This is a genomic window from Streptomyces sp. enrichment culture (assembly GCF_964272855.1).
In the GTDB taxonomy this organism is placed as follows: Bacteria; Actinomycetota; Actinomycetes; order Streptomycetales; family Streptomycetaceae; genus Streptomyces.
Window position 1 is genome coordinate 2047434 of the sequence record NZ_OZ186847.1, and the last position, 20994, is coordinate 2068427.

The 20994-nt window shown below is 73.3% G+C and carries 18 protein-coding genes and 1 pseudogene; 4 read left to right on the forward strand and 15 right to left on the reverse strand.

Going from position 1 to position 20994, the window contains the following annotated elements:
• Positions 1–658 precede the first annotated feature (658 nt).
• The 6 genes from ACSU6L_RS08860 to ACSU6L_RS08885 form a co-directional block, all read right to left on the reverse strand.
• On the reverse strand, positions 659–2227 hold the full coding sequence (locus tag ACSU6L_RS08860) for a bifunctional 3-(3-hydroxy-phenyl)propionate/3-hydroxycinnamic acid hydroxylase (protein ID WP_437055242.1): 1569 nt from the start codon (positions 2225–2227) through the stop codon (positions 659–661).
• 7 nt (positions 2228–2234) lie between these two features.
• Positions 2235–3185, reverse strand: a complete 951-nt coding sequence (locus ACSU6L_RS08865) for a fumarylacetoacetate hydrolase family protein (RefSeq protein ID WP_437055244.1) — start codon at positions 3183–3185, stop codon at positions 2235–2237.
• Positions 3182–4264, reverse strand: a complete 1083-nt coding sequence (locus tag ACSU6L_RS08870) for a VOC family protein (protein WP_437055246.1) — start codon at positions 4262–4264, stop codon at positions 3182–3184. Before ACSU6L_RS08870 ends, ACSU6L_RS08865 begins: the two co-directional genes overlap by 4 nt.
• Before the next feature lie 141 nt (positions 4265–4405).
• A complete protein-coding gene (locus ACSU6L_RS08875) occupies positions 4406–4840 on the reverse strand; it encodes a DUF6299 family protein (protein WP_437055247.1) in 435 nt (144 codons plus the stop codon).
• A 275-nt stretch (positions 4841–5115) separates the two neighbouring features.
• Positions 5116–5514 (reverse strand): RidA family protein, encoded by a 399-nt coding sequence (locus ACSU6L_RS08880; RefSeq protein WP_437055249.1) that lies wholly within the window; start codon positions 5512–5514, stop codon positions 5116–5118.
• Positions 5511–6632, reverse strand: coding sequence for an acyl-CoA dehydrogenase family protein (locus ACSU6L_RS08885; protein ID WP_437055251.1), 1122 nt, complete (start codon positions 6630–6632; stop codon positions 5511–5513). The genes ACSU6L_RS08880 and ACSU6L_RS08885 overlap by 4 nt, the downstream gene beginning before the upstream one ends.
• 184 nt (positions 6633–6816) lie before the next feature.
• Between ACSU6L_RS08885 and ACSU6L_RS08890 the strand changes: the two genes are divergently transcribed.
• The 3 genes and pseudogenes from ACSU6L_RS08890 to ACSU6L_RS08900 form a co-directional block, all read left to right on the forward strand.
• A complete protein-coding gene (locus tag ACSU6L_RS08890; RefSeq protein WP_437055253.1) occupies positions 6817–8436 on the forward strand; it encodes an AMP-binding protein in 1620 nt (539 codons plus the stop codon).
• Positions 8437–8461: 25 nt separating this feature from the next.
• Positions 8462–9283, forward strand: a complete 822-nt coding sequence (locus ACSU6L_RS08895) for a PaaX family transcriptional regulator (protein WP_437055255.1) — start codon at positions 8462–8464, stop codon at positions 9281–9283.
• Positions 9284–9372: 89 nt separating this feature from the next.
• A pseudogene (locus ACSU6L_RS08900) lies at positions 9373–9630 on the forward strand (elongation factor 1-alpha C-terminal domain-related protein); the annotation flags it as partial.
• Here ACSU6L_RS08900 and ACSU6L_RS08905 read toward each other — a convergent pair.
• Together ACSU6L_RS08905 and ACSU6L_RS08910 are read right to left on the reverse strand one after the other, a co-directional pair.
• The gene (locus ACSU6L_RS08905; RefSeq protein ID WP_437055257.1) at positions 9614–11893 is read right to left on the reverse strand and encodes a bifunctional salicylyl-CoA 5-hydroxylase/oxidoreductase; all 2280 of its coding nucleotides are present in this window, start codon (positions 11891–11893) and stop codon (positions 9614–9616) included. The pseudogene ACSU6L_RS08900 and the gene ACSU6L_RS08905 overlap by 17 nt on opposite strands.
• Before the next feature lie 68 nt (positions 11894–11961).
• A complete protein-coding gene (locus ACSU6L_RS08910) occupies positions 11962–12789 on the reverse strand; it encodes an enoyl-CoA hydratase family protein (RefSeq protein WP_437055259.1) in 828 nt (275 codons plus the stop codon).
• A gap of 294 nt (positions 12790–13083) precedes the next feature.
• Here ACSU6L_RS08910 and ACSU6L_RS08915 point away from each other — a divergent pair, with 294 nt between their 5' ends.
• The gene (locus tag ACSU6L_RS08915) at positions 13084–13539 is read left to right on the forward strand and encodes an ATP-binding protein (protein ID WP_437055261.1); all 456 of its coding nucleotides are present in this window, start codon (positions 13084–13086) and stop codon (positions 13537–13539) included.
• Here ACSU6L_RS08915 and ACSU6L_RS08920 read toward each other — a convergent pair.
• The 7 genes from ACSU6L_RS08920 to ACSU6L_RS08950 all read right to left on the reverse strand — a co-directional run bounded on the left by ACSU6L_RS08920 (position 13493) and on the right by ACSU6L_RS08950 (position 20908).
• Entirely contained in the window at positions 13493–14926 is a 1434-nt protein-coding gene (locus ACSU6L_RS08920; protein WP_437055263.1) for an amino acid permease, read from the reverse strand. The genes ACSU6L_RS08915 and ACSU6L_RS08920 overlap by 47 nt on opposite strands.
• Before the next feature lie 102 nt (positions 14927–15028).
• A complete protein-coding gene (argF, locus tag ACSU6L_RS08925) occupies positions 15029–16036 on the reverse strand; it encodes an ornithine carbamoyltransferase (RefSeq protein WP_437055265.1) in 1008 nt (335 codons plus the stop codon).
• A gap of 127 nt (positions 16037–16163) precedes the next feature.
• Positions 16164–17387, reverse strand: a complete 1224-nt coding sequence (locus tag ACSU6L_RS08930) for an arginine deiminase (protein WP_437055267.1) — start codon at positions 17385–17387, stop codon at positions 16164–16166.
• 54 nt (positions 17388–17441) lie between these two features.
• Positions 17442–19145: an HEXXH motif domain-containing protein gene (locus tag ACSU6L_RS08935; protein ID WP_437055269.1), complete on the reverse strand. Its 1704-nt coding sequence runs from the start codon at positions 19143–19145 to the stop codon at positions 17442–17444.
• Between the two features lie 71 nt (positions 19146–19216).
• Complete coding sequence (locus ACSU6L_RS08940; protein ID WP_073939271.1) at positions 19217–19453, reverse strand: hypothetical protein; 237 nt, start codon at positions 19451–19453, stop codon at positions 19217–19219.
• A gap of 100 nt (positions 19454–19553) precedes the next feature.
• Positions 19554–20672: an effector-associated domain 2-containing protein gene (locus ACSU6L_RS08945; RefSeq protein ID WP_437055271.1), complete on the reverse strand. Its 1119-nt coding sequence runs from the start codon at positions 20670–20672 to the stop codon at positions 19554–19556.
• The gene (locus tag ACSU6L_RS08950) at positions 20669–20908 is read right to left on the reverse strand and encodes a hypothetical protein (RefSeq protein WP_437055273.1); all 240 of its coding nucleotides are present in this window, start codon (positions 20906–20908) and stop codon (positions 20669–20671) included. Before ACSU6L_RS08950 ends, ACSU6L_RS08945 begins: the two co-directional genes overlap by 4 nt.
• Positions 20909–20994: the final 86 nt, after the last annotated feature.

The following is a 20994-nucleotide window of genomic DNA, read 5'->3' on the forward strand; positions in this document are numbered from 1 at the left end:
CCATGGGGGCGGGAGATCCTGGGGCCTGAATCACGCAGCCACGGTTACGAGCGTCGTTGGCCGCGGCGGCGGTAGTGGCCGAGGCGGGCTCGGTGCTGGTGGCGGCGTTGCCGGCGTAACCAGTAAAGGAGGTGTCCGGCCCCGTGCCCGACGGCGTGGACGATCTTGGCCAGCAGGCGGCTGATCTCGTTCACGCTCGATGTGCCGGTACCAGGCCCGGTAGTGGCGTGCCTGGTAGTGGTCCAGAGTCCGCTCTGGCGTCTACGTGCCGTCGGCCAGGGCTACGACCACGGCCTCGACGCCCTCGCACGCAGATACGGGGTCGACATCGCCGACTGAACGGCGACGCCGGGCGTCGTGAGCCGGCCAGCCGTCTCCCGGTACGTCACCGCCGCCGGAGGAACCTGCCTTGAGCAGGTCCAGAACCGGAGCCCGGGCCCGCAGTTCACCCGTCCCGAGCACCCTCGGCCTAAGGCCCACGACACCCTGAAGCGGCAAGGCCGCCGCAACGGAAGCTCCCATGGCCCCGCAGCTCAACAGCAGCTGCGGGTCCAGCTCCTTCAGCACAAGGACCACCATGTGCCCGTGTGGTGAGCTGTTCTCAGTGGGCAAGGGCCTGCCTCACCCACTGAGGCCCGAAACGGCAGGCCGTGAGGCGTCAGCCGTCCCCGCCGTCCCAATCCATTGCACTGCCGCGCGAGGTATGCAGCAGCGGCGCCCACACCCCTGCATCCGTGAACCCCCGCCCCCCACACGGGACCACGTCCGTCACCACGCGGTCCGGGCGGAGCAGCACGGCGTCCGCTCGTCCCGCGTGGAGCCAGGCGGTGAGGGTGCCGTCGTCGTTCAGGGTGGACAGGGGGACGGTGGGGGCGTCGAGGGCTTGGGCGAGGGCGGTCAGGGAGGGCCAGGGGGTGGTGGCGGTCAGGATCGTGAAGGAGTCGCCGAGGAGGTCGTCGAGGCGAGTGGGGCGGTCGGTGGAGCGTATCCAGGGTTGTGGGCAGTGGGTGCCGGCGAGGCCTCGGCCGGTGAGGTGGGCGCGTCGGCGTACGAGGGGGCCGGCGGTCAGGGGTGGGCTGAGGTCGCGGCCGGCGAGGGCGGCGAGGCCGGGGATGCGGAAGGCGGCGGCGAGGGCGCCGCGGCGGAGGGCGGCGGCGCCGTCCTGGCCGCCGGTCATGGCCCAGCCCATGGCGACCGCGAGGCGGATCATGTGCCGGGTGTGCGGCTTGCGTTCGCGTTCGTAGGTGTCCAGGAGCCGTTCGTCCCCGCCCTGCTTCAGGACGCGGGCGAGTTTCCAGGTGAGGTTGTGGGCGTCCCGCAGGCCCGCGCAGAGGCCCTGCCCGATGAACGGCGGGGTGAGGTGGGCGGCGTCGCCGAGGAGGAAGACCCGGCCGCGGCGCCAGCGGTCGGCGATGCGGGCGCGGAACGTGTAGTCCGTGCGCCGGACGATCTCGAAGTCGCCGTCGTAGGCGTGGGGAAGCCAGGGGGCTGTCAGTTCGCGGACCGGCATCTCGCCATTGCGCAGGCGGAACTCCCAGCGGTAGCGGTCCTCGCCGACGCGCATGAACGTGGCCGGCCGCTCCGGGTCGCAGACCTGGTCGACGCCCTCCCAGCAGCGGACTTCGGCCGGTGTCCGCACGTCGATGACGGTCCAGCGTTCCTCGAAGCGCAGGTCCTCCCATACGGCGCCGATGGCGTCGCGGGTGAGGCCGTTCGCGCCGTCGCAGCCGAGGACCGCGTCGGCCCACAGGTGGTGTTCCCCGTCGTCGTCGCGGTAGGTCACGCGCACGGGGCCCGCGGTGCCGGTGCCGATGCCGGTGACCTCGACGCCGCCGCGCAGTTCGCACTCGGGGCGGCGGGCCAGGGCGTCGCGCAGCAGGCGTTCCAGCTCGGGCTGGTCGAACATGCTGGTCTGCGGGTAGCCGTGATGGCCGTGCCCGGAGCGCCGGAACTCGGCCATCACCCGGTGCCGGGCGTCGAGGAGGCGCAGTCCGGCCGCCGGGCGGGCGATCGCGGCGAACTCCTCGCCGACACCCGCCGCTTGGAGGATTCTGCGCACCTCGTCGTCGGTGGCGACGGCGCGCGGGAGGGGGTAGATGTCGTGGTGGCGTTCGAGGACGACGGTTCGGACTCCGCGCCGGGCGAGGAGGAGGGCGGCGGTCACGCCGACCGGGCCCGCGCCGATGATCACGACAGGCGTGTGGTCGGGGGCCTGGTCTGCGGTCATGGGCGGATCACCCCTGAATGCTCTTGCCGTCCGTGACGGGCGTGCGCTGCTCGCCCAGGTCGATCCGGCCGTCCGGGGTCGAGATCGTCGCCGTGATCACGTCACCGGCACGCAGGTAGTGCGGGTTGCGGGCCTGGGTCCTGAAGAACGCCTTCCACTTCAGGGCGGGCGGCAGCAGCGCGCCGATCTTCTCCACCGGCTTGGGCGGGGCCTTCAGCGCGGTGCCGCCGGGGGTGCCGGTCAGGAGCAGGTCTCCGGGGTCGAGGGTCTGGAAGCGGGCCAGCAGGGTCAGCGCCCGCGCCGGGCGGACGATCATGTCGGCGAGGGTGCGGTCCTGGCGCGGTTCGTCGTTGACGCTCAATTTCAGCCGCAGGTCGAGGAGATGGGTGAAGTCCTCCGGTTCCAGCAGCGTCAGGTACGGGCCGGTCGGTGTGAAGGTGGGGTACGACTTGCTCTCGTAGAACTGCGTCTTGGTCAGTTGTACGTCGCGGGCGCTTATGTCGTTCGTGATCACTAGTCCGGCGACGTACGTCGGCAGGTCGCGTTCGTCCACGACGGTGCCTACCGGCAGCGGCGCGCCCATGACCAGGCCTAGTTCGATCTCGTAGTCGAGGAACCGTACGTGGGAGGGCCGTACGACGGCCTCCGACGGGCCGCTGACCGAGCCGGACGCCTTGCGGAAGAAGGTGGGCGGGATGTCTCCGGTGAAGCCCGAGTCGCGGGCGTGGCTGTGGTAGTTGACCATCTGGGCGACCACCCGGCACGGGGTGGTGACCGGCGAGAGAGCGGCCAGCTCGGTGACGGGTGTGCCCGCCGCGCCGGAGCCCGCGGCCTCCCGTACGGCGGTGCGGTCGGCCAGCAGTTCGGCCGTGGTGACGGCGTCGGTGCCGACGGGGACGGCACGGTCGCCGAGGACCGCCCACCAGCCCTCGGCGGTGCGCAGCACGTTGATGCTCATGAGTTCACGGCTTTCAGGAGGCCCAGCAGGCGGGCGGGGTCGAGTTCGTTGTCGCCGCGCAGGGCCGTCAGGACCTCGCGGAGCTTCGCGGGTGTGGGCGTGGCGCCGAGGAAGTCACGGGTGGCCGGCGGGCCCCACTGGGCGAGGCCGCTCGTGGACATGGGCGCCCAGCCGGGCTCGATGTCGCAGGAGAACAGGTCGCCGTCGGTGAAGTGCTCGAGCATGAAGTGGTCGGGGTCGCGCCAGTAGTCGAACAGCTGGCTGCCCTGGATGTGCCGGCCGATGCCCCAGCTGCGTTTGTAGCCGCGCTCCCCCAGGTACTCGCCGCCGGCCGCGAGGGCGTCCAGGTCGGTGACCTGGTAGGCGGAGTGGACGTATCCCGTGCCCGGGCCCAGGTGCATGGCCAGCGTGTGGTGGTCGGCCGGGACGCTGCCCAGGTCGCAGCGGATGAAGGCCATCGTGGGGCCGCGGTCGCGCTGGCCGTCCAGGAAGAGGAAGTCGGACACGATCATGCCGAGGGTGTCCAGGTACCAGTCCAGGGCGCGGGCGAACACCCTTGTCTCCAGCACCAGATGGCCCAGGCGCTGGATACGGGCCGGTTCCCTCGGCGGGCGCTGGGGGGCGTTGACCCGGGGGTGGTCCGTGCCGGCGTTGAGGAGCAGCGGCCGCTGGCCGGGCAGTTCGGGGAGCGGTTCGGCGCAGTGCACGACCCGGACGGGGATGCCCGAGGGGTCGAGCAGGGCGACCGCCTTGCCGCCGCCGGGCACGTCCGCGTCCCGTACGGCCGTCCCCGTCGCCCGCGCGAGCCGGTCGACGTCGGCCCGCTCGGCCGCGCGGAACGCCGGACCGATGAAACGGGACGTACGGCCGCGCCGGATCACCATGCACGGCGAACCGGCGAAGGTGCCGCGCAGCCACAGCTCGCCCTCGGTGCGTGCGGCTGTCTGGAAGCCGAAGTCGCGGGCGAACACCTCGGCCCGGTCCAGGTCGGGTTTCTCGAACTCCAGCCAGGCCAGATCCGCGACCTTGATCACGGGGTTCCGGGACCGGCCCGGGTGTCGGCCGCGGGTGTCAGACATGGTGCCCTCCGTGCAACGGCGCCGCGATGCGCGGCAACGAGTCGCGATGATGGAATCATCAAGTCTGACTGTTCCCTCGTCAAGGCTTGTGGAAGCCCCCGGGAGGCCGTGTGACGCGGGCGCGTGCGGTCAGGACGCGGGTCAGGACGCGACCAGGGTGACGTCCTGCCGGTGCGCCGCGTGGAAGACGGGCAGTGGCAGGCCGCTGCCCGTGTTCAGCTCCGTCACGGTGGCCTCGACCTGGGCCGCGCCCGGCTTCAGCGCGCCGAGCAGCGCCTTGCCGGTGTTCTCCCAGCGGTGCTCCAGACCGTCGCACACCGCGCGCGTGCCGCCGATGCCCTGCCACATCGACGCGGCGGACTGGGCGACGGAGGAGCTGACGAACACCGGGCCGGTGCCGCCGGTGCAGCGATAGGTGCCGGAGAGGGTGACCGTGCCGTCGGGGGTGATCCGGCCGATCGGGTCGACGGTGACCGACCCGTACGGGTCGGCGGCGGCCGCGGGCGTCGCGCAGACGCCGGCGGTCAGGGCCAGGACGGCCGCGGCGGCAGCGCCGAGGAGCGGGCGAACGGGCATGGGAAACCTCCTGGTGTGGGGCTTCCACAGGTAACGGGCGGCCGGGCCGGCCCGCGTGACCGTCACCCCTCCGGTGGCGCGTCACCCGGGTCCAGCGGTGGGGCGGCACGGCGGTCGGGGCGGCACAGCGGTCGGGCGGCACGGCGAACCCGCCGCCACCGCCGCCACGGCAGCACGGCGATCAGGCCGCAACCGCCGCCACGGCAGCACGGCAATCAGGCCGCAACCGCCGCCACCACCGTCACCGCAGCACAGCGAACCCACCGCCACCACCATCACGGCAGCACAGCAAACCCGTCCAGTTCCACGAGCGCCCGCTCGTCCCACAGGCGTACGACTTCGACGACCGCCATCGCCGGATAGTCGCGGCCGGCGGACCGCCGCCAGATCCGGCCGAGTTCGGCCGCGTGGACGCGGTAGTCGGCGACGTCCGTGGCGTAGACGGTGACGCGGGCCAGGTCGGCCGGGGTGCCGCCGGCCGCGCGCAGCGCCGTCAGCAGGTTGCCGAGCGCCCGCTCGAACTGCTCGGGCAGACCGTCACCGGTGATCTTGCCGTCGGTGTCGAGGGCGGTCTGGCCGGCCAGGAAGACGAGGCGGGAGCCGGTGGCGACGACGGCATGCGAGAAGCCGGTCGGCGGGGAGAGGTCGGGCGGGTTGACGCGCTCGGCGGTCACTGGGCCTCCCGGTACAGCTCTTTCGCGATGATCTCGCGCTGGATCTCGCTGGCCCCCTCGTAGACGCGGGGCGCGCGCACCTCGCGGTAGAGGTGTTCGAGCAGATGGCCGCGGCGCAGCGCGCGGGCCCCGTGCAGCTGGACGGCGCGGTCGACGACGTACTGAGCGGTCTCGGTGGCCAGCAGCTTCGCCATCGCCGCGCGCTTGGGCACGTCGGCGGCGCCGTCGTCGTACGCCGTCGCCGCCGCGTACACCATGAGCCGGGCCGCCTCGGTGCGCAGGGCCATCTCGGCGACCTGGTGGGCGACGGCCTGCCGGTCGCGGAGCGGGCCCCCGAAGGCCTCCCGGCGCGCGGTGTGCTCCAGGGTCGCGTCGAGGGCGGCCTGCGCCATGCCGACGGCGAAGGCGCCGACGCTGGGCCGGAACAGGTTGAGGGTCCCCATGGCGACCCGGAAGCCCCGGTCGGGTTTCCCGAGCACGTCGTCGGCCGTGACGGGTACGGCGTCGAAGTCCAGGGCGCCGATCGGGTGCGGGGAGAGCATGTCGAGCGCGGTGCCGGTCAGTCCTGGCCGGTCTGCGGGCACGAGGAACGCGGTCACCCCGCGGGCGCCGGCGCCGGGGGTGGTCCGGGCGAACACGGTGTAGAAATCGGCCTCGGGCGCGTTGGAGATCCAGCACTTGCCGCCGGTGAGCCGCCAGCCCGCGGGGCCGTCGGGGGCGGCGGTCAGGGACAGTGCCGCCGCGTCCGAACCGGCCCCCGGCTCGGTCAGGGCGAACGCGGCGATCGCGGTGCCCTCGCGGACCGCCGGGAGCCAGCGGTCGCGCTGGGCGGGGTTGCCGTGGGCGTGGACGGGGTGGGCGCCGAGGCCCTGGAGGGCGAGGGCGGTCTCCGCCTCGGTGCAGGTGTGGGCGAGGGACTCGCGCATCAGGCACAGGTCGAGCGCGCCGGAGCCGAAGAGCCGGTCCAGCAGGCCGAGCCGGCCCAGTTCGGCGACGAGGGGGCGGTTGACGTGGCCCGGCTCGCTCTTCTCGGCGAGCGGGCGCAGCCGTTCGGCGGCCAGGGCGCGCAGTTCGGCGCACCAGGCGGTGCGCTCCGGGTCGAGTGAGAATGCGGGCACGTGCGGTCCTCCCTCTCGAAGGCCACTCGAAGGCCTGACGCCTCGCCTGACGCCTCACCCGAACGGTATCGCGCTCCATTGACTGCCGTCATCAAGACGATACGCTCCAAGTGCGACAGCGACCCCGGCCGCGACTTCGACCGCGACCCCACCCGACGCCCACCAGGCAAGGGGGCGAACCGCCATGGACGGCCAGACCCGCCCGCTCCGCCCGATCCGCTCCGCCCACGTCGACACCTTCGCGCGCGACCACCTCCCGCCGCCCGACCAGTGGCCCGAGCTTCGCTTCGACCTGCCGGAGCTGCACCACCCCGAACGGCTCAACTGCGCCGCGGCCCTGCTCGACGGCCCCCCGGACGACCGCCCGGTCTTCCACACCCCGACCGGCCCGACCTGGACGTACGGCGATCTGCGCGCCCGCGTCGACCGCCTCGCCCACCTGCTCACCGACGACCTCGGCGTGGTCCCCGGCAACCGGGTGCTGCTGCGCGGACCCACCACCCCGTGGCTGGCGGCCTGCTGGCTGGCGGTGCTGAAGGCGGGCGCGGTCGCCGTGACCGTGCTGGCCCAGCAGCGTCCGCACGAGCTGGCCACGATGTGCGAGATCGCCCGGGTGCGGCACGCGCTGTGCGACATCCGCGCGGTCGACGACCTCGCGAAGGCCGAGATACCGGGCCTGTCCATCGCCACGTACGGCGGTGACGCCCCGGACGACCTGCTGGTCCGTCCGGCGCCCGCGACGCCGTACCCCGCCGTCGACACGGCGGCCGACGACGTGGCGCTGATCGCGTTCACCTCCGGCACGACGGGCCGTCCGAAAGGGTGCATGCACTTCCACCGGGACGTGCTGGCCGTCGCCGACACCTTCTCCCGGCACGTGCTGCGGCCGCACGCGGACGACGTCTTCGCGGGCAGTCCCCCGCTCGGCTTCACCTTCGGCCTCGGCGGCCTGGTCGTCTTCCCGCTGCGGGCCGGCGCGAGCGCGCTGCTCCTGGAACAGGCGGGCCCCCGGCAGCTGCTGCCCGCGATCGCCGAGCACCGGGTGTCGGTGCTGTTCACCGCGCCGACGGCGTACCGCGCGATGCTCGCCGAACCGGACGGGCACGACCTCTCCTCGCTGCGCCGCTGTGTCTCCGCGGGCGAGAACCTGCCCGCCGCCACCTGGCACGCCTGGCGCGAACGCACCGGCCTGCGGATCATCAACGGCATCGGCGCGACCGAGCTGCTGCACATCTTCATCTCGGCCGCCGACGAGCACATCCGGCCGGGGACCACCGGGGTGCCGGTGCCCGGCTGGCAGGCGCGGGTGCAGGACGAGCACGGCGAGCCGGTGCCCGACGGGGAGCCCGGTCTGCTGGCCGTGCGCGGCCCGGTCGGCTGCCGCTATCTCGCCGACCCCCGGCAGACGGAGTACGTGCGGGGCGGCTGGAACATCACCGGCGACACCTACGTCCGCGAGCCCGACGGCTGGTTCCGGTACGTGGCCCGCGCCGACGACATGATCATCTCCGCCGGGTACAACATCGCTGGCCCGGAGGTCGAGGACGCGTTGCTGCGCCACCCCGACGTGGTCGAGGCGGCGGTCGTCGGCCGGCCCGACGAGGCACGCGGGGCGGCCGTGGTGGCGTACGTCGTCGTAAAGGAGGGCGCCGAGCAGGACGCCGGGGCGCTGCGCGTGTTCGTCAAGAGCGAGCTGGCGCCGTACAAGTGCCCGCGCGAGATCGTGTTCCTGGCCGCGCTGCCGCGCACGGCGACCGGAAAGCTTCAGAGGTTCCGCCTGCGCACCGAAGCTGACCAGCAGTGATCCGCACACGCCGGCACGACCTAAAATGATCAACGTGTCCGAGCAGCACGCACCCCGGTCCCTCATCGTCACGCTCTACGGGGCGTACGGCCGCCACTTCCCCGGCCCGGTGCCCGTCGCCGAGCTGATCCGGCTGCTGGCCGCGGTCGGCGTGGACGCGCCCTCGGTGCGGTCGTCGGTGTCCCGGCTGAAACGGCGCGGTCTGCTCGTCCCGGCCCGCACCGGGCAGGGCGCGGCGGGCTACGAGCTGTCCCCGGACGCCCGCCAGCTCCTCGACGACGGCGACCGGCGGGTCTACGCCACCGCGCCGCCGGAGGACGAGGGCTGGGTGCTGGCGGTGTTCTCCGTCCCGGAGACGGAACGGCAGAAGCGGCACGTGCTGCGCTCCCGGCTGGCCGGGCTGGGTTTCGGCACGGCGGCGCCCGGCGTGTGGATCGCCCCGGCCCGGCTGTACGAGGAGACCCGGCACACCCTGGAGCGGCTGCGCCTCGACTCGTACGTGGACTTCTTCCGCGGCGAGCACCTCGGCTTCGCGCCGACCGTCGAGGCGGTCGCCCGCTGGTGGGACCTGGCAGCGATCGCCAAGCAGCACGAGGCGTTCCTGGACCGGCACGCGGGCGTGCTGCACGACTGGGAGCGACGGCAGGACACCCCGCCCGAGGAGGCCTACCGCGACTATCTGCTCGCCCTGGACTCCTGGCGCCATCTGCCGTACGCCGACCCGGGGCTGCCCGCGGGGCTGCTGCCGCAGGACTGGCCGGGAGTGCGCTCGGCGGCCGTGTTCCGGGGGCTGCACGAGCGGCTGCGGGACGCGGGGGCGGCCTTCGCCGGCGTCACCGCCCGCTGACGGAAGCCTCAGCTTCCTCTGTCCTTCCTCTCACACTCCTTTGTCCTTCCTCTCACACTCCTTGCCTGGCGTCCGTGAGGTCGTTCGCGGCCGACCGGCCGGCGCGGGTCGGCGACCGCGTGCTGGTCCGGCACACCACGCGGACCGTGCGGGCGGTCGTCGCGGACCTGGGCGGCGCGGCGGAGCCGACCGTGAACGACCTCGGCCGGATCGCCCTGCGCACCGCCGAGCCGCTGCCCCTCGACGACTGCGCGGTGTCCCGGCGCACCGGCGCGTTCTCCCTCGTCGACCCGGCGGACGGGGCGACCCTCACGGCGGGCATGGTGGACCTCAGCTCCCGAGCGTGAGACGGGGCTTGGGCGCGTCGGTGCGCCCGGTCCGGGGGCGTCTGCTGCCCGCCCGGTACGGGGCCGGCCAGACGGCGCCCGGACCGTCGTAGCCCTGCTCGGCGGCGGCGTGCAGCGTCCAGTGCGGGTCGTACAGATGCGGGCGGGCCAGCGCGCACAGGTCGGCGCGTCCGGCCAGCACGAGGGAGTTGACGTCGTCCCAGGAGGAGATCGCGCCGACCGCGATCACCGGGACACCGGCCTCGTGCCGGATTCGGTCGGCGAACGGCGTCTGGTAGGACCGCCCGAACTCCGGCCGCTCCTCGGCCACCACCTGCCCGGTCGACACGTCGATCGCGTCGGCGCCGTGCGCGGCGAAGGCGCGGGCGATCGCGACGGCGTCCTCGGCGGTGGTGCCGCCCCGCGCCCAGTCGGTGGCGGAGATCCGCACGGTCATGGGCCGTTCCTCGGGCCACACGGCGCGTACGGCGTCGAAGACCTCCAGCGGGAAGCGCAGCCGTCTCTCCAGCGAGCCGCCGTAGGCGTCGGTGCGCCGGTTGGTGAGCGGGGAGAGGAAGCCGGAGAGCAGATAGCCGTGCGCGCAGTGCAGTTCGAGCAGGTCGAACCCGGCGCGGGCGGCGCGGCAGGCGGCCGCCGCGAACTGCTCGCGCAGATCGGTGAGCTGGGCCCGGGACAGCTGCCGCGGCGTCTGGCTGCCCGGCTTGTAGGGCAGCGGGGAGGCGGCGACCAGCGGCCAGTTGCCGTCGGGCAGCGGCTCGTCCATGCCCTCCCACATCAGCTTCGTCGAGCCCTTGCGCCCGGAGTGGCCGAGCTGGACGCCGATCGCCGTGCCGGGCGCCTGCCGGTGCACGAAGTCGGTGATCCGCTTCCAGGCCTCGGCCTGCTTGCCGGTGTAGAGCCCGGCGCAGCCGGGGGTGATGCGGCCCTCCTCGCTGACGCACACCATCTCGGTCATCACCAGCCCGGCGCCGCCGAGCGCCCGGGCGCCCAGGTGGACGAGGTGGAAGTCGCCGGGGAGGCCGTCGACCGCCGAGTACATGTCCATCGGCGAGACGACCACCCGGTTGCGCAGGGTCAGTCCGCGCATCCGGAACGGGGTGAACATCGGGGGCGTGCCGGGCGGGCAGCCGAACTCGCGTTCCACGGCCTCGGTGAAGCGCGGGTCGCGCAGCCGCAGGTTGTCGTGGGTGACGCGGCGGCTGCGGGTGAGCAGGTTGAAGGCGAACTGGCGGGGCGGCTGGCCCAGATGGTGCCGCAGCTCCTCGAACCACTCCAGGCTGGCGCGGGCGGCCCGCTGGGTGGAGGCGACGACGGGTTTGCGTTCCTCCTCGTAGGCGGCGAGCGCGCTGCGCAGGTCCGGCTGTTCCTCCAGGCAGGCGGCCAGGGCGAGGGCGTCCTCGACGGCGAGTTTGGTGCCGGAGCCGATGGAGAAGTGCGCGGTGTGGGCGGCGTCGCCGAGGAGGACGACGTTGCCCGCGGACCAGCGGTCGTTGACGACCGTGCGGAAGGTGGTCCAGGCCGACTTGTTGGACCGCAGGGGCCGGCCGCGCAGGGCGTCGGAGAAGATCTTGGCGCAGCGGTCGACGGACTCCTGCTCGTCGACGAGGTCGAGACCGGCGGCGCGCCACACCTCCTCGCGCATCTCGACGATCACGGTGGAGGCGTCGTCCGCGTACGGGTAGCCGTGCAGCTGCATCACGCCGTGCTCGGTCTCGGCGATCTCGAAGCGGAAGGCGTCGAAGGGGAAGTCGGCGGCGAGCCAGATGTAGCGGCAGCGGTGGGCGGTGAGCTGGGGCCGGAAGACGTGCGCGTAGGCCTCGCGGGTGGTGCTGCCCGCGCCGTCGGCGGCGATGACCAGGTCGTGGGTCTCCGCGAGCCAGGCCGGGTACGGCGCCTCGGACCGGAAGCGCAGCTCGACGCCGAGGTCGCGGCAGCGCCGGTGGAGGATCTCCAGGAGGCGTCTCCTGCCGAGGGCGGCGAAGCCGTGTCCTCCGGAGGTGTGGCGGATGCCCCGGTGGACGATGTGGATGTCGTCCCAGCGGACGAAGTGGCGCCGCATCGCCTCGTGGACGGCGGGGTCGGCGTGCTCGATGCCGCCGAGGGTCTCGTCCGAGAGGACGACGCCGAAGCCGAAGGTGTCGTCGGGGGTGTCGCGTTCCCAGACGGTGACGGTGCGTCGGGGGTCGAGGCGTTTCAGCAGGGCGGCGGCGTAGAGGCCGCCGGGGCCGCCGCCGATGACCGCCACGCGTAGGGGGTGGTTCATGTGCTGACGCGGGTGCGGGTGGCCGGTGGTCGATCGCACGGTTCCCCGCGCCCCTGAGGTGGGCATCGTCACCGTCCGCTCCATTTCGGAGGGCGCTTCTGGGTGAACGCCTGGTGGAACTCCTTGTAGTCCTCGCCGGTCATCAGCAGGGCCTGGGTCGAGGCGTCCAGTTCCACCGCCGCCGCCAGGGGCATGTCCAGTTCCGCCGTCAGGAGGGCCTTGGTCTGGGCGTACGCCAGAGCCGGGCCCTCGGCCAGGCGGCGGGCGAGAGCTCGGGCGGACTCGTCTGCCTTGCCCTCCTCCGACAGTTCGCTGAGCAGGCCGATCCGCTCGGCCTCCAGCGCGCGCACCGGCTCACCCAGCATCAGCAGCCGGGTCGCGTGTCCGAGGCCGACGACCCTCGGCAGCAGATACGCCGCACCCATGTCGCCGCCGGAGAGGCCGACCCGGGTGAAGAGGAACGCGAAGCGGGCGGTGGGGTCGGCGACGCGGAAGTCGGCGGCCAGGGCGAGGACCGCGCCGGCGCCGGCGGCCACGCCGTGCACCGCCGCGATCACGGGGAACGGGCACTCCCGGATCGCCCTGACGACCTGGCCGGTCATCCGGTTGAAGTCGATGAGCCGGGCGGTGTCCATGGCGAGCGTGGCGCCGATGATCTCGTCGACGTCGCCGCCGGAGCAGAAGCCGCGCCCCTCCCCCGCGAGCACCAGCGCGCGCACGGCCCGCTCCCGGGACAGCTCGGCGAGCAGGTCCCGCAGGTCGGCGTAGGCGCCGAAGGTGAGCGCGTTGAGTCTGTCGGGGCGGGCGAGGGTGACGGTGGCGACGCCGTCGGCGAGGTCCACGCGCAGGTGCTGCCAGCGGGGGGTGCGGGCGGCGGAGCCGGTGAAGGGACTCATGGCGGGGCGGCCTCCTCGGAGACGGGAGGGTGCCTTACGAAGTTATCACTCATATGTGACTGCCGTCATGAGTACGCGATACAGCGGCCGGGCAGATGTCACCGTGTGACCGATCGTCGTCCAGTCGTCGACAGGCCGGTAACGGCGGGAGCAGTCGCGCGCGGCGGGCCCTTGCGGTGGGTAGGCCGCCCGGTGCCGGACGGTTGCCCGCCTGAGGACTCCGCCGGACCGACCCGTACCATTCTCGAAGTTGAAAGCAGGAGCGCCTGTGTCCGGCCTCAGGAAGCCTGCGCCATGAACGGACTCGCCTTGTACGAACCCTCAGCCCCCGCCTCCTGGCGCGTCGCACTGCCGCACTCCGCCGCGGCCGTGCCCGTGGCGCGCGCGCTGGTCCGTACCGCGCTGGCCGAGCTCGAGCACGGCAGCGACACCGACACCGCCGAGCTGCTGACCGCGGAGCTGGTGGCGAACGCCGTGGAGCACACCTCCGGGGGAGCCCCGATAGAGCTGGTGGTCGAGCTGCAGCCGACCGGCTGCAAGGTCGAGGTGCACGACCCGGACCCGGCGCCGCCCGGCGACCTCACCCGTCCGGCCGCCGGCATGCCCGACCCCTGGCAGGAGCACGGGCGCGGGCTGCTGCTGATCCGCGCCCTCAGCTCGGCGTGCGGTCACCGCCCCACCGATTCCGGCAAGGCGGTGTGGTTCAGACTGGCTGCGGTACCGCGTCAGCGGGGTCCGCGTCCGGCGTGACCCGCGCGAGCCGCGACCTGCGGCGGCCGTAGCCGAGGTAGACCAGGAGTCCGGCGGCCAGGAAGACGGCGAACTGGAGCCAGGTCGTCCAGCCGGTCTCGTACATCAGGTAGAGGCAGAAGCCGACGCCGAGCACCGGCAGCACGGGGTAGAGCGGCACCCGGAAGGTGCGGGGCAGGTCGGGCTCGCGGCGGCGCAGGGCGATCACCGCGATGTTGACGGCGGCCATGACGGCGAGCGTGCCGATCGTGCAGAGGTTGACCACGGCGTCCAGCGAGGAGAAGGCCGCCGGGACGGCGAATACCACCGCGATGATCAGGGTGCCGGCGACGGGCGTCGCGGTGCGCGGGGAGACCTTCTCGAAGACGCCCGGGATCAGTCCGTCCCGGGACATGGACATCAGGATGCGGCTCTGGCCGTACATCACGGCGAGCACCACCGAGGCGATCGCGACGACCGCGCCGAAGGCGATGATCCCGCCGCCGACGCCGGAGCCGGTGACCTCGTCGACGACGTGGGACAGCGCGGCGGGCCGGCCGCCGACCTCGCCGCCGCCGATGGCGCCGATGGCGGCCAGCGCGACCGCGCAGTACAGCACGGTGACCACGCCGATGCAGACCAGGATGGCGACCGGGATGTCGCGGCGCGGGTTCTTCGCCTCCTCGCCGGCCGTGGTGATCGCGTCGAAGCCGATGTACGAGAAGAAGGCGGCCGTGGTGCCCGCGCCGATCCCGGCGATCCCGGCGGGCGCGAACGGCACCAGGTTGCCGTCCCGGAAGGCACTGAAGCCGATCGCGCAGAAGGCGACGAGGATGGCCAGCTTGAGGACGGCCATCGCGGCGGTGGCGCGGGCGCTCTCGCGCACGCCGCGCACGAGGAGCACCGCGGCCATGGCGATGACCAGGATGGCCGGGAGGTTGACGACGCCGCCGTCGCCGGGGCTCGACGAGAGCGCGGCGGGCAGCTGCCGGCCTATGAGGCTGTCCAGGAGTTCGTTGACGTACTGGCTCCAGCCGACCGCGACCGCGGACACCGACACGCCGTACTCCAGGAGCAGGCACCAGCCGACGAGGAACGCGGTGGTCTCGCCGAGTCCGGCGTAGGCGAAGGAGTACGAGGAGCCGGAGACCGGGATCGCGCCGCCCAGCTCGGCGAAGGCGAACGCGGTGAACACGCAGGTGATCGCGGCGAGGACGAAGGAGACGACGACGGCCGGGCCGGCCTGGGCGACCGAGTCGGAGAGGCCGACGAAGATGCCGGTGCCGACGATCGCGCCGACGCCGAAGCAGATCAGCTGGAAGAGGCCCATCGTGCGACGGAGGCCGTGACCCTCGAGGTCGGTGCCGGCTTCGGCCACCAGGAGGGCGGGGGGCTTGATGCGGGGCATGCGGGTGGTGCTCGTTTCTGGGACGGGGTGCGCCACGGTGGGGGCGCGCGGCGGCCTCGGAAGGGGTGGCTCCGGGCCGCCGGACAGCATAAGGCCTGGTCGTCAGGCCAGGGTGGCGACCAGCACGGCCTTGATGGTGTGCAGGCGGTTCTCGGCCTCGTCGAAGACGACGGAGTGCGCCGACTCGAAGACCTCGTCGGTGACCTCCAGGGAGTCCAGGCCGTGCGTCTCGTGGATCTCCCGGCCGACCTTGGTGCCCAGGTCGTGGAAGGCGGGCAGGCAGTGCAGGAACTTCACGTCCGGGTTGCCGGTGGCGCGCAGCACGTCCATGGTGACCGCGTAGGGGGCGAGGGCGGCGATCCGCTCGTCCCAGACCTCCTTGGGCTCGCCCATGGAGACCCAGACGTCGGTGGCGACGAAGTCGGCGCCGCGCACACCCTCCTCGACGGACTCGGTGAGGGTGATCCGGGCGCCGCTGGTCTCGGCGAGCGCGCGGGCCCGGTCGACGACGTCCTCGGCGGGCCAGTAGGACTTCGGGGCGACGATCCGCACGTCCATGCCGAGCAGGGCGCCGGTGACCAGGTAGGAGTTGCCCATGTTGAAGCGGGCGTCGCCGAGGTAGGCGAAGGCGATCTCCTTGATCGGCTTGCTGGTGTGCTCGGTCATGGTGAGCACGTCGGCGAGCATCTGGGTGGGGTGCCAGTCGTCGGTGAGACCGTTGTAGACCGGCACGCCCGCGTACGCCGCCAGCTCCTCGACACCGGCCTGGCTGTCGCCGCGGAACTGGATGGCGTCGAACATCCGGCCGAGGACCCGGGCGGTGTCCTTCACGGACTCCTTGTGCCCGATCTGCGAGCCGGAGGGGTCCAGGTAGGTCGTGGAGGCGCCCTGGTCGGCGGCGGCGACCTCGAAGGCGCAGCGGGTGCGGGTGGAGGTCTTCTCGAAGATCAGGGCGATGTTCCTGCCCCGCAGGTACTGGGTCTCGGTCCCGGCCTTCTTGGCGGCCTTCAGCTCGGCGGCCAGCTCGATCAGACCGCGGAACTCCTCCTCGGAGAAGTCGATCTCCTTGAGGAAGTGGCGGCCGGCGAGGGCGGTCGGGACTGTCGCCATGGGGCGCTCCAGGGGTGCGAGGACAGGACCATGGAAGTCTATACGAACTCCAGAATTTCTATACGGCCACCCGTTCAGCTCTCATACAGCTGCCCGTACGACCCTCATACGGCCACCCGCTCGCCCCCTATACGGCCGCTCGCTCGACGGGGCAGCTCATGCAGCGGGGCCCGCCCCTGCCCCGGCCCAGCTCGCTGCCCGGGATCTCGATCACCTCGATGCCCTGCTTGCGCAGATGGGTGTTGGTGGTGGAGTTCCGCTCATAGGCGACGACCACGCCCGGCTCCACCGCCAGCACGTTGCAGCCGTCGTCCCACTGCTCCCGCTCGGCCGCGTGCACGTCCTGGGTGGCGGTCAGCACCCGCACCTCGCTCAGGCCCAGCGCGGCGGCGATCGCCCGGTGCATGTGCTCCGGCGGATGGTCGGTGACCTTCAGCTCCTTCTCCCCGGCGCCCGGTTCGATGGTGTACGAGCGGAGCATGCCGAGGCCCGCGTACTGGGTGAAGGTGTCGCCGTCGACCATCGTCATCACGGTGTCGAGGTGCATCAGCGCGCGCCGCTTCGGCATGTCCAGGGCCACGATGGTCTGCGCCGACCCCGCCGCGAACAGCTTGTGCGCCAGCATCTCCACGGCCTGCGGGGTGGTGCGCTCGCTCATCCCGATCAGCACGGCGCCGTTGCCGATGACGAGGACGTCCCCGCCCTCGATGGTGGACGGGTAGTCGGCCTGCCCCTCCGACCAGAGATGGAAGGCTTCCCCTCGGAAGAGCGGGTGGTGGCGGTAGATCGCCTCGAAGTGCACCGTCTCCCGCTGCCGGGCCGGCCAGCGCATGGCGTTGATGGAGACCCCGTCGTAGATCCACGCGGAGGTGTCCCGGGTGAACAGGTGGTTCGGCAGCGGGCGCAGCAGGAAGTCGTCCAGGTCCATCACGTGGAACCGCACCGACGTCGGCTCCGGGTGCGCCTCCAGGAACTCCCGCTTGGTCATGCCGCCGACCAGCGCGTCCGCCAGTTCCGCGGCGGGCAGGGTCTCGAAGGCGGCGCGCAGGTGGTCGGTGGCGAGCGGACCGTACTCCTTCTCGTCGAAGACGCGGTCCAGGACCAGGGCGCGGGCGGCCGGGATCTCCAGCGCCTCGGTGAGCAGGTCACCGAACAGGTGGACGGTGACGCCGCGGTCGCGCAGCACGTCGGCGAACCCGTCGTGCTCGGCGCGCGCCCGGCGCACCCACAGCACGTCGTCGAAGAGGAGGGCGTCCTTGTTGCTGGGGGTGAGCCTTTTGAGCTCGAGATCCGGCCGGTGCAGGATGACGCGGCTGAGCCGCCCGGCCTCGGAGTCGACTTGGAATCCCATGCCTCCATCCTGACCATTCGGGCGCGTGTTCACCCGCGTTTCGCCGTTGTGCGGTCAGCCGCTGGGCTGTGGCTGCAGCAGTTCCGGACGGGCCAGGAGGCGGCGGCTGGCCGGGCCGGGCTCCCGCGCGGCGCGGGCGACGATCCAGCCGGCCAGCAGATGGGGATCCGCCGGGTGTCCGGCCAGGGCGTCGGCGTACCGGGCGAGCGCGGTGGCCGGGTCGGCGGCGGCCAGGTGCTCGTCGGCGGTGCGCGGGGCGGCGGGGCGGACGGCGAAGGCCTGGGTGCGCCGGTCGGGCCAGTGCTCCCGGTCCGGCCGCAGCCGCGGCAGGGCGGGTGTGTCGCCGGGCCCCGGCGCGACGTTGCGCAGCCGCCACTCCGTGCGGTGCAGGGCGGCGGCCGTGCGGGCCCGGGCGAGGGCGTCCGGGGCGACGGGCTCCCGCAGCCAGGCGTCCAGGGTGCGGGCGAGTCCGGTGACGAGCCGCCGTCCGGGCGCGGTGAGCCGGCCGCTGGTCAGCAGGGTCCGCACCACCAGACGGCTCTGGAGGCGGCGCAGCGCGAAGTGGTAGGCGGCCACGTCGGCGTGGTGCGGCTCGGCCATCCGGTCCCGCCAGTAGCCGGCGACGGCGGTGAAGGCGTACGCGCCGTGCAGCAGGCCGGTCAGGTGCCGCGGGTCGGGGCGCCAGGGGGCGTAGTAGCGCTCCTCGCGGTCGTCGTCGAGGAGCGGGAAGAGGTGCAGGAGCGCGCCCAGCTTGCTGTGCTGGACCTCGTGGACCAGGGTCTCGGCGAGGGCGAGGGCCGTCGCCGGGCGGGATATCACCATCAGGCCGAACGAGTCCCCGCTGGAGGCGGAGACCACCACGGCCGGCGGGGCGGGGGGTGTGACGGCGGTCCGTCCCCAGGGGACGATCGTGCGGATCCAGGCCGGGTCGAGCCGCCCGGGGCCGCTGCCGCCGGGGACCGCGAGGATCGCCGCGGCCTCCTCGAACAGCCGCTGCCAGGCCTCGGCCTCGTCGAGGTCGAGCCGGTCCGGGGGGATCGGGTCGTCGAGGTCGCGGTAGGGGTCGAGGTCGTCGAGGGGGATCGCGACGGCGCCCTGGGGGGTGCGGTGGGTGAGGGTGCGCAGGGGGAGCCAGCGGGGGTCCTCGGCCGCCGCGCCCGCGGTCGCGGCGGTGGCGAGGGGCTGCGTGGCGGGGCGGCAGGTCATCGAGGTCGTACGGCCGTCCGTGCCGGGCCCGGAGAGGGTCAGCCGGCCTGCGTGTACGCGCGCGTGCCCCACGGCCGTGCCCCGGCGGGCGTCCGGCAGCACGGCCAGCCCGAGTCCCGGCAGATGCAGCCCGCCGTCCGTCAGCGCCACCCGCAGCTCCGCGTCCGTACCGGCGCGCAGGGACGCGGTGACGGCCAGCGCGCACAGCTGCCCCGCCTCCGCCCACACCGGCGGCCCCATGGCCGTACCGTGCACCCGGCGCAGCATGTGGGCGATCCAGCCACCCGTCGTCGGTGCGACCAGCAGCCGGTCGACCGCCTCCGGCGCGCGCTCCGCCGCCTCCTTGACGGCCCGCCAGGCCTCGCGGGCCGGGGTCAGCGGCGTGGACAGCCCGTCGAGCCGGTCGAGCAGGGTCCGCAGGAGCAGCAGTCGGCGGGCCCGTTCACCCCGGACGAGGAAGTCGACCGCCTCGGCCGAGCCACCCCCCGCGGCCAGCTCCGCGAAGAGCCGCTCGGGCATACGGAACGGGGCTGGGCGCGGCTCGCTGGTCATTCCCGGGACCTCCGGTCGTGTGCGGGCAGGGGAAACCGCGGCAGGCGGACCTGCCGTCGGGAGGGGCGGGACTATTCGGCCCGGCCGCTGGGGTCGGGGCGGGGTTCGCCGCCCCGGATGCTGCTTCGCGAGCGCAGCACCTCGGCGAGCAGGCGGGCGTCGGGGCGCAGCGGTGTGAGCATGTCCACGGCGGCCAGGGGCAGGGCCGCGAGATCCGTCAGATCCGACTCCCAGACATGGGCACCCGCCGCGGGGTTGGGCTCGCGGGCGGCGGCCTCGACGTCACGCTGTGCGGGTGGCTGGTGCAAGATGCGTCCCCCTTCTCGGCGGTGGCACGCGATGCCCCGCGTCCTGTTCCATCATGGCCATTCCCGGCCGCATCTGAAACCGTACGATCACGCCACCTGATCATCGCCCGCCGCGAACGTCGCCTCCCCGCCGCTCCAACTCGCCCAGGGCTGCCCCCAGTTCGTCCCTGAGGGACGGGTCGTCATCGAGGGAGACGACGGCGTCGTACAGCTCCCACAGCGCCCCGGGGTGGCGCCGGGCGAGGGTGTTGAGGATACCGGTGGCGTCCGTCCGGGCCTTGGTGTGACGGGGCAGCGTCGCGGTGACGCGAGTGCTCAACTGGCCGACGAGCGCCTGCCGTTCGACGGGATCGGACATGAACGGGTAGGCGAGCAGGGCGTCCACCGCGCGTACGAGCGGCGAGACCGCGCGTTCCCCGCCGGACGGCCCGGTGGGCGGCAGGATCTCCACACGCTCCGCACTCTGCAACCGGATCTCGGGATGCTGCAGAGTACGCCCCTCCTTTCTGAGGGCTGCGAGGCGTTCCCGGACGGCGGGAAACAACTCCTCCGGATCGGGCGGCCCGGGCAGTGCGGTGGTCCGCTCCGCCAGCAGGCCGAGCAGGACGTCGGAGAAGAGTCCCGTCGCCCGCACCGGGTCGTTGGCCGCCACCCGGCCGCGGCCCGCGGCGCGCAGCACGGTCTGCCGGTGCTTGAGATCGCGCCGCCCCACGGGCAGGGCCTGCGCGGGCAGCGGGTCCCGGAAGTTCAGGGCCTCCTCGAAGGTCTCGCAGGCGTCCACGATCCACAGCTGCTCGGCGAATCCGGGGACGGCGTCCCCGGCGTACCGGGTGAGCGCGGACTCCAGGTCGATGCCGACCTTGTCGGCGGTGGTGGCGTCGGCGCAGAACAGCCGCAGCCCGCCGGACCGGTCCAGCACGCCGTGCCCGCCCCACCACACCCACAGCACGTCGCCGGGCTGCGCGGGCAGTTCGCGGACCAGGACGCGGCGCAGGGTGGCGTGGTCGGCGGGCGCGTACGGCACGTCGGGGACGTACGGCGGCAGCGGCGCCAGGTGCAGCCGCAGCCGGTCCTCGGGCACCCCGGCGGCGCGCAGCAGCCGGTGGAAGGCGACGGCGTCGCGGGCGGGCCCGGGCAGGTCCCAGCCCTCCCCGGCGTCGTACCGCTCGATGCCGACGATCAGGGCGTGCACCCGGCCCGGCGCGGCGCGGCCGGTCACGGACGACTCCGGTGGGCGCCGCGCGAGGCCGGGAGGCCGCGGGGGGCGTACGGATTCAGCCAGTCGTACGGGGCCGCCCGAGCGGCGAGCGTGGCGCCGTGCGCCCCTCCCCGGTCGTACGGCACGATACGTAATCCGTCGCGCAGCGCGGCCGGTCCCGCCGCCATGCGCCCGGCAAACGTGGAGAAGCCCGGTTCGCTCACGCCCGTGCCTTGGATGAGAAAGACCTCTGTCATGTGCCCCCCGTCAGCCCGGACCAGGCCTGTGTACGACTCCCGCCACGACGTCAAATCACCATTATTGTAGGGAAGTTGAGAGTAGG

Bases quoted from the DNA above. Each gene is read 5' to 3' on its own strand.
- ACSU6L_RS08860 (WP_437055242.1), bottom strand. From the start codon at position 2,227: ATGACCGCAGACCAGGCCCCCGACCACACGCCTGTCGTGATCATCGGC.
- ACSU6L_RS08865 (WP_437055244.1), bottom strand. From the start codon at position 3,185: ATGAGCATCAACGTGCTGCGCACCGCCGAGGGCTGGTGGGCGGTCCTC.
- ACSU6L_RS08870 (WP_437055246.1), bottom strand. From the start codon at position 4,264: ATGTCTGACACCCGCGGCCGACACCCGGGCCGGTCCCGGAACCCCGTG.
- ACSU6L_RS08875 (WP_437055247.1), bottom strand. From the start codon at position 4,840: ATGCCCGTTCGCCCGCTCCTCGGCGCTGCCGCCGCGGCCGTCCTGGCC.
- ACSU6L_RS08890 (WP_437055253.1), top strand. From the start codon at position 6,817: ATGGACGGCCAGACCCGCCCGCTCCGCCCGATCCGCTCCGCCCACGTC.
- ACSU6L_RS08895 (WP_437055255.1), top strand. From the start codon at position 8,462: ATGATCAACGTGTCCGAGCAGCACGCACCCCGGTCCCTCATCGTCACG.
- ACSU6L_RS08905 (WP_437055257.1), bottom strand. From the start codon at position 11,893: ATGAACCACCCCCTACGCGTGGCGGTCATCGGCGGCGGCCCCGGCGGC.
- ACSU6L_RS08910 (WP_437055259.1), bottom strand. From the start codon at position 12,789: ATGAGTCCCTTCACCGGCTCCGCCGCCCGCACCCCCCGCTGGCAGCAC.
- ACSU6L_RS08915 (WP_437055261.1), top strand. From the start codon at position 13,084: ATGAACGGACTCGCCTTGTACGAACCCTCAGCCCCCGCCTCCTGGCGC.
- ACSU6L_RS08920 (WP_437055263.1), bottom strand. From the start codon at position 14,926: ATGCCCCGCATCAAGCCCCCCGCCCTCCTGGTGGCCGAAGCCGGCACC.
- argF (WP_437055265.1), bottom strand. From the start codon at position 16,036: ATGGCGACAGTCCCGACCGCCCTCGCCGGCCGCCACTTCCTCAAGGAG.
- ACSU6L_RS08930 (WP_437055267.1), bottom strand. From the start codon at position 17,387: ATGGGATTCCAAGTCGACTCCGAGGCCGGGCGGCTCAGCCGCGTCATC.
- ACSU6L_RS08935 (WP_437055269.1), bottom strand. From the start codon at position 19,145: ATGACCAGCGAGCCGCGCCCAGCCCCGTTCCGTATGCCCGAGCGGCTC.
- ACSU6L_RS08950 (WP_437055273.1), bottom strand. From the start codon at position 20,908: ATGACAGAGGTCTTTCTCATCCAAGGCACGGGCGTGAGCGAACCGGGC.